Annotated in this window: 6 protein-coding genes; all 6 read left to right on the plus strand. The window is 61.6% G+C overall.

All coding sequences use genetic code 11. The features are described from left to right. The first annotated feature begins 61 nt into the window (after positions 1 to 61). The 6 genes from GM79_RS00395 to GM79_RS00420 all read left to right on the plus strand — a co-directional run bounded on the left by GM79_RS00395 (position 62) and on the right by GM79_RS00420 (position 12,786). Entirely contained in the window at positions 62 to 343 is a 282-nt protein-coding gene (locus tag GM79_RS00395) for a hypothetical protein (protein WP_035557392.1), read from the plus strand. A gap of 233 nt (positions 344 to 576) precedes the next feature. Next, positions 577 to 3,129, plus strand: a complete 2,553-nt coding sequence (locus tag GM79_RS00400; protein WP_081867465.1) for a DUF5686 and carboxypeptidase-like regulatory domain-containing protein — start codon at positions 577 to 579, stop codon at positions 3,127 to 3,129. A gap of 176 nt (positions 3,130 to 3,305) precedes the next feature. Then, a complete protein-coding gene (locus GM79_RS00405; RefSeq protein WP_035557398.1) occupies positions 3,306 to 5,249 on the plus strand; it encodes a 7TM diverse intracellular signaling domain-containing protein in 1,944 nt (647 codons plus the stop codon). A gap of 364 nt (positions 5,250 to 5,613) precedes the next feature. Beyond that, on the plus strand, positions 5,614 to 8,070 hold the full coding sequence (locus GM79_RS00410) for a glycoside hydrolase family 3 N-terminal domain-containing protein (protein WP_161787082.1): 2,457 nt from the start codon (positions 5,614 to 5,616) through the stop codon (positions 8,068 to 8,070). A 64-nt stretch (positions 8,071 to 8,134) separates the two neighbouring features. Further along, a complete protein-coding gene (locus GM79_RS00415) occupies positions 8,135 to 11,287 on the plus strand; it encodes a SusC/RagA family TonB-linked outer membrane protein (RefSeq protein WP_081867468.1) in 3,153 nt (1,050 codons plus the stop codon). A 20-nt stretch (positions 11,288 to 11,307) separates the two neighbouring features. After that, positions 11,308 to 12,786 carry a RagB/SusD family nutrient uptake outer membrane protein gene (locus GM79_RS00420; RefSeq protein WP_035557401.1) on the plus strand — a complete coding sequence of 493 codons (1,479 nt, stop codon included), beginning with the start codon at positions 11,308 to 11,310 and terminating at the stop codon, positions 12,784 to 12,786. The last annotated feature ends 17 nt before the right edge of the window (positions 12,787 to 12,803 follow it).

Raw genomic sequence — 12,803 nt, forward strand, 5'->3', positions numbered from 1 at the left:
GGGCTTTGCGCTATAAGTGTTTGCCTATTTTCATGCATCCTCTTACCCTTCGACCACTCCCATGCCCACTACCTGTCTGCTGTTGCGCGTGGCCGCGGCCTGGCCCCTGCCGGGCCTGGGGCTGCTGGCCCTGCCCGCCGGGCCCACCCCCCACCTGGCGGGCTACGCGCTGCACACGGCATTGGCCGTTGAGCTGCGGCGGGCCGTTGGCACTGGCTGCTCCGGCACGGCCACCGTTGAGGAAGTGACCCGGCCCGAGGGCGCGGTGCGGGGCCTGCTGCTCGACCTGGGCGCCGCCGACGCCAACTTGCTGCCCGGCACCGAAATCTGGCTGGCCGGCTGAGCCGGGAAGTTGCCCGGCACCGGCCGCACCGAATTTCACCGGCACTTCAGAAGTTTCTGCTGCCACCCAAAAAACTGTCGCCATTTATCTGATGAACAAGTTTTTAGCAGAATACACTAATTCCCGATGGCACAATCTGACAATTCTCGTCGGAACTAGTTGGGAGGCCGCCCCGCTTTACGTAGATTGCGCGTCTACTGTCGCACCACGCATTTGGCCAATCTGTACTACGTATGAGATTTCTTGCTTCGTTGCTCTTGGTGTGCCTGTGGGCAATGCCAGCCGCAGCCCAGCGGATAGTGCTAAGCGGCCAAGTGGTAGAGGCGAAGAACGGCGAACCGGTGCCGTTTGCCTCTCTATTTGTGCCCGGCACCAGCACCGGCGTCACGGCCGATGCCGACGGCCGGTTCAAGCTGGCCCTGGAGGGCGCGCCCGATTCATTGGCGGCTTCGGCCATTGGCTTTGCCGTGCAGCGGCGCAAGCTGACTACTGCCCCCGTTCAGACGGTGCTTTTTCGCCTGCGGGCCGGGGGCGTGACGCTGGGCGAAGTGGTGGTGAGCTCGCGCCAACCCGAAAACCCGGCCTTTCGCATCCTGCGCGAAGTGCAGCGCCACAAACCCGAAAACGCGCGCCAAGCACTGCAAGCGGCTGAGTACGATTCGTATAACCGCATCGAAACCAGCCTGATTGACTTGCCCGCTGGCATGGCCAAGCGCGGCATTATCAAAGATATTCGGGCGCTGGCCGTGCGTCAGGGTGCAGCGGCAGCTTCCGACGAGGATGCGCCCTTACCCATTTTTGCTTCGGAAGTAGAATCACGGGTCTACCAGCGAACCACGCCCTTGCGGCGGCGCGAAGATTTGCGGCACAAGCAGATTCGGGGCGTGGGGCCGCGCGAGGGCTCCATGCTCTCGCAAATGCTGGGCTCGAACTTCCAGAACTTCGATTTCTACCCCAACTGGCAGAACGTGATGGGCAAGGATTTCATCTCGCCCATTGCCGAAGGCGGCCGCCTCACCTACGATTACGACCTGAAAGACTCGGTGCTGGTGGGCTCCGACTGGTGCTACAAAATTGCCGTTACGCCCAAACGGTCCCACGATTTGGCCTTCAAAGGCACCATCTGGATTACCCAGGAAGGCTACGCTCTGCGCCGGGCCGACCTCGTGGCCAGCCCCAACGCCAACCTCAACTTCATCGACGACCTCCGCATTTTTCAGGAGCTCACCTCACCCGCCAACGGCCCCGGCCTGCCCACCCGCACCAAGCTGGTGGTGAGCGTGCGGCCCTCGGCCAAGCAGGCGGCCATGCTGGTGCGCCTCACCACGGTGAGCAGCAATTTTGTGCGCGACCAAGTGCATACCGAGCGCGGCTTCTACGACCAACCCGTGGTTTCGTCGCTGATGGAGCCCGTTGCACGCGCGGGCAACGCCCTGCCCGGCGGCGCCATTCCGGGCACCACGGGTGGCTACTTCGACCTGCATCGCCCCGATACGCTCAGCCTGTCGGAACGCCAGACCTTTACCGTGCTCGACTCGGCCAAGCAGCTGCCCTCGGTGCGCAACGCCCTCGATTGGATTGAGCTGCTCGTGAACGGCTACAAGCGCGTGGGTCGCTGGGACCTGGGCCCGATTCTGAACACCTACTCGCGCAACGACTACGAGGGCAACCGGTTGCGGTTTGGTTTTCGCTCCACGCCCGAAATTAGCCGCAACTGGCTGATTCAGGGCTATGTGGCTTACGGCACCAGGGATGAGAAGCTTAAGTACGACCTGCAAACCAGCTTCATCGCCGAGCGCCGCCACTGGACGGTCATCAGCGCGGAGTTTCGCCACGACGTGGAACAGGCGGCGCTGCTTGACAACGACTTCCTCTCATCCAACAACCTCTTCGTGGCAGCCTCGCGCTGGGGCCGCGTGCGCGAAGGCAAGCCCATCATGCGTAACCTGTTGTCGCTGAGCATGCAGCGCGACCTGTTCCACGGCTTCACGCAGTACCTCACGGTGCGCAACCAGGATATTACCCCGCTCCACGATTTCGCCTACTTCACCACCGACCTGCGCGGCCCCACCGCTCCCAAAGCCCGGCAGCTGGGCTTGTCGGAAATCGTGTTCGAATCGCGCTACGCCCCCGACGAAAACCTGGTGCAGAGCGAAAACCGCCGCCGGCCGGTAGGTCTCAAGCGCTGGCCGGTATTCTCATTCCGCTACATCATCGGGGCGCGCAATCTGCTGAACACCAAGCCTTCGCCAGCTTACCAGAAATTCAACCTGCTGATGACGCACAGCGTGTCGGTGGGCCAGCTGGGCCGCCTGGGCTACCGTATTGAGGGCAGCCTGATACCCGACCCGGTGCCCTACCTGATTCTCAAAACCCCGCTGGGCAACCAAACCCCGTTTTACAACGGCAACGCTTTCAACCTGATGAACTACTTCGAGTTTGTGTCGGACCGGTCGGTTTCGCTGCGACTCGACCAGCATTTTGAGGGTCTTTTTCTGAATAGCCTGCCCGGCATCCGGCGCCTGAACCTGCGCTTCGTGGGCACGGCCAACATTCTGTACGGTGGCCTGTCGGCCTCCAACGCCGAGCAGCCCCGCACCGACACCAACGGCGAGCTGCTCCCGATACTGCGCCCCCTGGGCCGGCAGCCCTATGTGGAGGTAGGCTACGGCCTGGAAAACATCTTTAAATTCGTCCGGGTTGACTTCATTCACCGACTCACGTACCGCGACTCGCCGGGGGCAAGAACGTTCGGAATCAAGGTTGGAGCACAGTTCCGGCTGTAATCCGGACCACCTTTTAGTCGGCTCTGAGGAGCCCATGACTCGACCTTTCGTGGGCCTTGTTGTACTTTGGATGCCCCATGCCGTACTACTGCAATCGATTTCGGGACCAGCAAACTCCTAACCCAGCTAGGGGTTTCTGGCAGCGCGCCCTTCGCACGGTCCTGGTTGTTCTCGTCTTGCTGAGCGCCAGCCTGCGCGCCGCTGCCGCGCCCGAAGACACCCTGGTGGTGAATCCCGCGCTGCCGTTTATCTACCTGCAGGACTATTACTACAGCGTGCTGGAGGACCCAACGGGCCGCCTGACTATTGCCGACGTGCAATCTCCGGCCTGGACCCGGCGCTTTCATACCCTACAGGGCTCCAAGCAGCCCCCCAACATTCAGCACCCCAGCAGCACCTACTGGCTGCGCATCACGGTGCGCCACCCGGCCACCCAAACGGCCACCTGGTACCTCGAGCTTTACGACTCGCACATTGGTCGGGCGGTATTTTTCCGGCCCTCTCTTACTGCTGCAACTCCGGGTGCACCGCTGCCTTACGACAGCGTAGCCACGGGTGCCAGCCTGCCCTTTGCCACCCGCCCGCATCCCTACAAAAACTTCCTTTTCGACCTGCCGCCCCGGCTGGGCCAAACGGCCACTTACTACCTGCGCCTGCACTCCGAAACCCGCACCAGCTTTCGGGCCATGCTGCATAGCGGCGACGGCCTCATTCCCGAATTGTCGCTACAATACTGGCTGCTAGGTGGTTTCTACGGCATTCTGTGCATCATGGTGCTCTACAACCTCATTCTGTTCTTTTTTCTGAAAGAGCGCACTTACCTCTACTATGTGCTCTACGTGTTGAGCGGCACGTTGCTTTTTCTCACCGAAGACGGCCTGGGATTTCAGTACTTATGGGCCGCCGCGCCAGGATTCAATTACTTCATCGGGGCCGTGGCGCCGGTGCTGCTGCTGCTCACGTTTGCCACCTATGCCAGCGGCTTTCTGGATACGGCTTCCCGGCTGCCGACCCTGCACCGCCTGGGACGCTGGGTGGTGGGCGTAAGCACCGCCCTGCTCCTGCTCGACGCTGCTATCATCCATTCCGGCTTTAGCTTCTGGTTGTACCTGATGCCGTACGGAATGATTTATTATGCTGGCTTTCAAGCTTATAAAAATGGGTTGAAGCCGGCCCGCTACCTGCTGTTGGGCCAGGGACTGGTGGCGGCCAGCCTCCTGTTTCTCATCATGCGCAAGCTGGGTATCGATTTTTATAACAACGCCTACACCGTTTACAGCCTGTACGTGGCGTTTGTGCTCGAAGTAGTGGTGCTGAGCTATGCGCTGGGCGAGAAAATAAAGGGCATCATGGACACCACGCTGCTCACCCAGCACCGCCTGCTCAAGCAGTTGCGCAAAAAGCACCAGGCCCAGGACCGCCTGGTGGTGCAGATGCAGGAAAACCAAGAGCTCAAGGACCAACTCAATACCGAGCTGGAAGCCCTTGTTAACCAGCGAACTACAGAATTACGCCACCAAAACGACACCGTAGCGGCTCGCAACCGGGAGCTGCTCGAAGCCAATGGGCTGCTGGCACTGCAATCGGCCGCCATCGAAAAGCTGAACGGCGACCTTAGCCGCGACCTGCACGCCGAAAAAGCCGCCCGCATCGAAGCCCGGGAAGTGGACTTTGGCGAGTTCAGCCAGATTTACCCTGATAAGGACGCCTGCCTGCGCTACCTCGCCGACCTGAAATGGGCCCACGGCGGCTACCGTTGCCGGAAGTGTGGCCACGAAAAGAGCTGCGAGGCCCGCGAACCCTACGCCCGACGCTGCACCCGCTGCCGGTACGTGGAGTCGGCCACGGCGGGTACTTTATTGCAAAAATGCAAATTCTCGATTGTGAAAGCGCTGTATGCGGTGTTCCTGTTGCACGCACACAGAGGCAACTATTCGCCTGCCGAGCTGGCGCGCGTGCTGGAGCTTCGGCAGGCCACTAGCTGGGCCTTCGCCCAGAAAGTGCTGGCAGCCCTGCAGCGCCGCCGCATGGCCACCGACTTTGAAGTAGGGGAAGCCTGGACTTATGTACTACTGGATGGTGCCGCAGAAGTGGAGTTGGCTGAAATAGAAGAGGAGTAAGACGGGCAAATTCAGAGGACAAACTTCCGGTAACGATTGTGGCGCGAAACTGCGAAACTATCCGGCTTTAGCAGATGCTCTAGCGGATAATGTGGCTGCTTGTTACTTCGGTGAGCGGAACGGCATTTTTTTTTGGCATTGAGCGCTTTTTTCTCGTTGTTTTTTAGCGTTCACACAAATTACTCCAAAACGCTATGTTACCCCAATCAAGTCAGAATCCGGATTTTTTACGTGTGCGGCAAGCGTATAGCCAATGTGCCCCACAAGATAAAAAATAGCCAAAACAGCTGATTAAGGGCCTTTTAGGATTGCATTAGCAAAACACACTGCTCTACATTTGGATAACACTTCCCATCAAATGCCCGTGTTTCGCCCTGCTCTCACTTACATTTTCGCAACTGGCGGACCCCAGTTGCTATCGGGTGTTGCGCGCCCGTTGCGGTGGCGCGCCGCCCTGCTCGTCCTGCCGCTGCTGGTAGCTTGTCAGCGCGGAGCCGTTCCCACGACGCAAGCAATTACTACTCCGGCATCAGCGGCAGCTCCTGCCGAGGCGTCCGCCACCTCGGCCTTCAGTCCGCGGGTGCGTGAGCTCCTGGCAAAGATGACCCTGGAGGAGAAAATCGGGCAGATGACCCAGCTTAACATTTCGGTGATTAATACCACCGGAGTGCAAAAAGACGTGGTGCTGGATTCGGCCAAGGCTGCCGCGCTGGTCCGGGAATTTCACATTGGCTCCTTCCTTAATGGGGAAGCCGTGCCAGCCGCCCAATGGGTGCGCTACTCGGCGGCCTTGCAACGCATTGCCCTGCGGGAATCGCGGCTGCGCGTGCCCATCATCTACGGCATCGACCACATGCACGGGGCCAGCTACGTGGCGGGCACGGCCATTTTCCCGCACAACATCAACCTCGGCGCCAGCTTCAACCCCGAGCTGGCCCGCCAGACGGCCCGCGCCACAGTCCTGGAATCGGCCGACCTGGGCCACCACTGGGTGTTTGCCCCGGTAGTTGATTTGGGCGTTAATACCTACTGGCCACGTTTTTACGAAACGTACGGCGAAGACCCGCTGGTGGCGTCCCGCATGGGCGCGGCCTTTGTGAAGGAGCTGCAGAACAACTCGGAAATAGCACCTTACAAAGTAGCGGGTTCCGGCAAGCATTTTATTGGCTACTCCGACCCCCGCAACGGCTGGGACCGCACCAATGCGATGATTTCGGACCAGCGGCTGCAGGAGTTTTTCCGTCCGCCGTTTCAGGCCGCAATCGATGCCGGCCTGAAATCCATCATGATTAACTCGGGCGAAATAAACGGCGAGCCAGTGCACGCTTCCAAAGCTATTCTGACTGATTTGCTGCGCAACCAAATGGGTTTCAAGGGCGTGGCCGTGACTGATTGGGAGGACATTATCCGTTTGGTGCGCATTCAGAAAGTGGCACCTAACGAGAAGGAAGCCACCTGGATGGCCATCGACGCCGGCGTGGACATGGCCATGACGCCCTACACCACCACCTTTTGCCGCCTCGTGAAAGAACTGGTGCAGGAAGGCCGCATCTCCCAGGCCCGCATCGACCTGTCGGCGGGTCGCGTGCTGCAGATGAAGGACGAAATCGGGTTGTTTGAAAACCCCATGCCCCGCGCCGACCGGCTTTCCCGTGTGGGCGACCCGGCCTTGCGCGCTCAGGCTACGGCCGCCGCCCGGGAGTCGGTGGTACTGCTCAAAAACGATAACAATACCCTGCCCCTGGCACCCGCCCGCGTGAAGCGGCTGCTGGTAGTAGGGCCTTCGGCTGACTCCCGCGCTAACCTGGCTGGCGGCTGGACGCTAGCCTGGCAGGGCCGCCCGGAGGCGGAATATCCCAAAGACGTGCCCACGCTGCTGGAAGCCCTGCGCCAGGAATACCCCAACGCCAAAGTCGAAACGATGCCTTACCGCAACGCGGCGGGCAAGCTGACGCTGACGGCTATTACAGCCGCCGCCAAACAGGCCGATGCCATCGTGCTGGCTCTGGGCGAGCGACCTTACACCGAGGGCTTGGGCAATACCTCCGACCTGACCCTGCCCGACGACCAGCAGCAGCTGACTATGGCCGCGCAAGCCAGCGGCAAGCCCACCATTCTGCTTATGATTGGTGGCCGGCCCGGCATCATCCGCAACGTGTCGGCGGGTACGAAGGCCATTATCTGGGCGGGGCTGCCGGGCTACGGCGGCGGTACGGCCCTGGCCGAAATCATCAGTGGCAAAACCAACCCCAGCGGCAAGCTGCCCTTCACCTACCCGCAGTTTGCTGGCCACATCTCCAACTACCACCACGACAACAACGAGAACAGCCTGGACCTGAGCGATTTTGGCGCCGGCTTTGAAAAGCGGGATGCCAAGTACAAGAGCACCATGCTCACGGAGTTTGGCGAGGGGCTGAGCTACACCACTTATGCCTACGCGGGCCTGACGCTGAGCGACACCGTGCTCACGGGCCCCGGCGCCCGGCTGCGCGCCACGGTGCGCGTGGCCAACAGTGGCGCCCGCGCCGGCCAGGAAGCCGTGCTCTGGTTCCTGACCGACGAGGTGGGCCGCGTCACCCGGCCGGTGCGGATGCTCAAGCACTTTGAGAAGCAAGCCTTTGCCGCCGGCCAAAGCCGCGACCTGACCTTCGACATCGAACCCTTGCGCGACCTGAGCTACCCCAACGGCCAGGGCCGCCCGCAGCTGGAAGACGGCTGGTACACCCTGCGAGTGGGCACGCAGATGGCGCGCTTCCGCTACGCAGCCGGCAAGACCCCGGCCTCCAACAGCCGCCCGGCGGCGAGCGGCGCATCCAACTAGCGCCCCCCGATTCAGCTCAACTCAACCTTTCTCACCGTTCGCTCAACTCATCATTACTCCCACCATGAAGCGAAATTTTTACATGATTGCGCTGGCACGCCGCACTGCGGTTTTGCTGGCCTGCGGGCTGCCCGCCCTGGCAACGGCCGCAGTGGCCGCGCCAGCACCACACTATGCCAGCCCGGCGGCCGATGTGCCCGTTTCGGGGCGCGTAGTTGGACCTGATGGCACGGGCTTGCCCGGCGTAACCGTGCTGGTGCGCGGCACCACCGTGGGCACCAGCACCAATTCGGACGGCGGCTTTATCATCACGGTGCCCGAAGGCAGCACCCTGGTGTTCAGCTTTGTGGGTTTCGTTACCCAATCCACCGTGATTTCGGCTGGCACCAGCACGCTGAACATTTCCATGCTGGAAGACACCCAAAAGCTGAGTGAAGTGGTGGTGGTGGGCTACGGCACCCAGCAGCGCGGCAGCGTAACGGGCGCCGTGTCGTCGGTATCGGCGCGGGAAATTGCCTCGCAGCCGGTGGCCGATGCTACCCAGGCCCTGCAAGGCCGGGCGGCCGGCGTCACGGTTACTTCTAACGGGGGCGCGCCGGGCGGCGCTTCGGGCACGTCGGTGCGGGTGCGGGGCATTACCTCGGCTGGCAACAACAACCCGCTGTACGTAGTGGACGGCTTCCCGCTGCCCGACAACGCCGGCGAGAACCAGCTGAATGCCATCAGCCCCAATGACATTGAAAGCATTGACATTCTGAAGGATGCCTCAGCCACGGCCATCTATGGCGTGCGGGCGGCCAACGGCGTGGTTATCATCACCACCAAGCGCGGCAAGGCGGGTGTTTCGACTGTGAACGTGGATGCTTACCGCGGCGTGCAGCAGGTATGGCGCAAGCTCGACCTGCTCACGGCTGAAGAGTACGCGGTGATTAACAACGAGAACCGCATTGCGGGCGGCGAGCGGATTGTGGTGCCGCGCCTGCGCGACCCCAAGGCACTGGGCGCAGGAACCGACTGGCAGGACGAGGTGTTTCGCCGGGCCGCCATTCAGAATTACTCACTTTCGGCTACCGGGGGCAGCGACAAGGCGCGTTTCGCGGTTTCGGGCAGCTACTTCCAGCAAGACGGCACTATTGTAGGGTCGCAGTTTGAGCGGTTTACGCTGCGGGCCAACGGCGACGTGCAGCTCAACAAGTACCTGAAATTCGGCAACAGCATCTCGCTTACGCACCTCGAAGACCGTCAGATTACGGCCGGCAACGGCGAGTACGGCACGGTGCAGCAGGCTATCCGCATTCCATCCATCATTCCGTTGTTCCGGCCCGACGGCTATTACTATGAGCCCCGCGGCCAGCAGGACAACTTCATTGAGGAGAATCCGCTGGCATCGGCCACCATCGCCAACCAGAAGTTCACCCGCAACCGGGCTCTGTCTACCTTCTTCGCCGAAGTAGAGCCGCTGAAAGGGCTGCGCTTCCGCACCAACGTGGGCTTCGACTTTATCTTCGACAACTTCAACGCGTTCCGGCCCGGCGTGCCGGAGCTGACCATCGGCTCCGACACGTACAACACGCGCTACACGCAGGCCACGGCCGGTGCCACGGCCACATCGTCGTACGCCCCGAGCTACCTGATTGAGAACACGCTGACCTACGACCACCTCTTCGGCGATAAGCACCAGGTGACGGCCCTGCTGGGTCAGTCGGCGCAGGAGTTCAACTTCAGCAACGTGGCGGCCTTCCGCACGGGCTACTTGAATAATGACCTGCAGGTTATCAGCTCGGGGCCGGTGAATCAGCAACTGGGCAATGGCGGCACCATCAACCCATCTTCGCGCCTGGCCAGCTACTTCACGCGCCTCAACTACGAGTTTGCGGGCAAGTACCTGTTTTCGGCCATCGCGCGCTACGACGGCTCCGGCAACTTCCCGCCCGGCGAGCAGTTCGGCTTTTTCCCCGGCGTGTCGGCGGGCTGGCGCATCTCGGAAGAGGCGTTTTTGAAGGATAACAACGTGGTCAGCAACCTGAAAGTGCGGGTGGGCTACGGCCGAGTGGGCAACCCCAACAACGCGGGTCGCTTCGCCTACCTTTTCACCGTGAACTCGGGCATTCAGTATGCCTTCGGGCCCGCGGGCACTATTGTGAACGGCGCCGCCCCCACCCGCCTTTCCAACCCCAACCTGCGCTGGGAAAACAACAACCAGACGAACTTCGGCATTGACTTCGGCTTCCTTGAAAACCGCTTTGAGGGCAGCATCGACCTGTACGACCGCACCTCGCCGAACCTGATTGCGCCAGTACCCGTGTCGCTGGTATCGGGCACGTTCGAGAGCGTGAACCGCAACGCCGCTTCGGCTTATAACCGTGGCATCGACTTCTCCCTTACTTCGCGCAACATTCAGGGCAGCGGCCCGGGCCTGAGCTGGACCACTACCCTGAACCTGTCGGCCTACAAAACCGAGCTCGACAAGCTGGGCGTGGGCGAGCCCTACAACGGCCTGACCGGTCTGAGCGGCGTTATCGTGCGCTACGACGAGGGCTACGCCTTTGGTTCGTTCTACGGCCTACAGGCCGACGGCTTGTTCCAGACGCCGGAAGACGTGCGCAACCACGCCGTGCAAACCGTGAACGCCGACCCCAACAAGGCCACCAGCCCCGGCGACATCCGCTTCAAGGACATCAATGGCGACGGCGTTATCAACGCGCAGGACCGCACCTTCATCGGCAACCCCAACCCGGACTTCACCTACGGCATGAATAACACGGTGAGCTGGGCGGGCTTCGACCTGAACCTGTTCATCCAGGGCTCGCAGGGCAACCAGATTTACAACCAGAACCGCTACATTCTGGAAAGCGCCCTGTATGGCAACAGCAACGGCAGCAGCCGCGTGCTGGACCGCTGGACCGGCCCCGGCACCAGCAACGACGTGCCCCGCGCCGTAGCCGGCGACCCCAACGGCAACCTGCAGGTGAGCAGCTACTACCTCGAAGACGGCTCCTACCTGCGCCTCAAAACCCTCACCCTGGGCTATGCGCTGCCCAAATCCCTCACCGAGCGCATCGGCGGCAAGCAGCTGCGCCTCTACGTGAGCGGCCAGAACCTGGTGACGCTGACCAAGTACACGGGCTTTGACCCGGAAGTGGGCTCGCGCGGCGTGGACCTGGGCGTGTATCCCCAGCCCCGCGTGTTTCTGGCCGGCCTGAACCTGGGTTTTTAATCTTTAACGAACTTACTAAGATGTCAATATTCACGAAATACACCGGCGGCACCCTGCTCCTCACGCTGGGCCTGCTCACGGGCTGCGGCGAGAAATTTCTGGACGAAACCCCCACCGACCAGGTGACCGACGCCAACTTCTACAAAACCACCACCGACGCCATTCAGGCCACCGACGCTGTTTATGCCGAACTGAGAGGCGGCGGGCAGTACAACTACGCCCTGTGGGGCATCGGCGACATCGGCTCCGACTTGTCGAGCACCGGCGGGGGCGGCGGCGGCGACGGCATCGAGCAGCAGCAGCTGGACCGCTACGGCAGCATTCCGGCCACCAACCCGCTCACCAGCCGCCTCTGGGGCGGGTGCTACGTGGGCATTGGCCGGGCCAACATCGTGCTGCAAAAAGTGCCCGCCATGCAAATTGACCCGGCCATTCAGCAGCGCAGCATTGGTGAAGCCTCGTTTCTGCGGGCCAAGTACTACTTCGATTTGGTGCGGGCCTTCGGTGACGTGCCGCTGCTGACGACGCCACCCACGACGGTGGAGGAAGTGAACATTCCACGCACGGCGCAGGCCTTGGTGTACGCCCAGATTGAGAAAGACCTACTCGACGCCGTGGCCAAGCTGCCCGCATCCTACAGCGGTTCCGACCTGGGCCGGGCCACCAAGTGGGCCGCCGCCGCGCTGCTGGCCAAGGTGTACCTCACCGAAGGCAAGCTGCCCGATGCCGCCACCCAGGCCCGCGCGGTTATCGCGTCCAGCGGCAAATCTATGTGGGACAGCTACGGCGACAACTTTAAGGTGGCCAACGAGTACGGCAAAGAAGCGCTGTTTGAAGTGGGCTACGTTTCGGGACGTAACGAATACATTTTCGACGGGCTGGGCTTTGTAGGCAACGAGTTTTTTGGGCCCCGCGGCCAGGGCATCGTGCCCCAGGGTGGCTACGGCTTCAACATTCCCGAGCCTGATTTTGTGGCTGGCTACGAGGCTGGCGACCTGCGCCGCGAGGTAACCATCTGGAAGCCCGGCGACGTGTACCCCGACGGCCGCGTGCAGCCCGGCTCACTGCCCGGCTCGCCCAATGGCTACGGCGTAAAAAAGTGGTTTATCGGCAAGGTGAATACCAACGTCTGGGATTCGGAGCTTAACATTCCGGTGATTCGCATGGCCGAGGTGTACCTGATTCTGGCCGAAGCGGCCGGCAACACGGCCGAAGGCGCCGAAGCCATCAACAAGGTGCGGCGGCGGGCTTTTGGCCTGCCCATCAACACGGGCAGCCCCCGCGATTTGGCCGGCAGCCTCAGCGCCCAGGCGTTCAAAGAAGCCGTGTGGCGGGAGCGCAAATACGAGCTGGCGTTCGAAAACGACCGGTGGTTCGATATGAAGCGCACCGGTGAGCTGCTCCGCTACCGCGGCGTGCAGCCCTTCAACATCGTGCTGCCCATTCCGCAGACCGAGCTTGACGTGAATACCGGCCTCAAGCAAAATCCGGGCTACTAAGCGCCTGTCTTCCTTTA

This window comes from Hymenobacter sp. IS2118 (genome assembly GCF_000715495.1).
Classification (GTDB): domain Bacteria; phylum Bacteroidota; class Bacteroidia; order Cytophagales; family Hymenobacteraceae; genus Hymenobacter.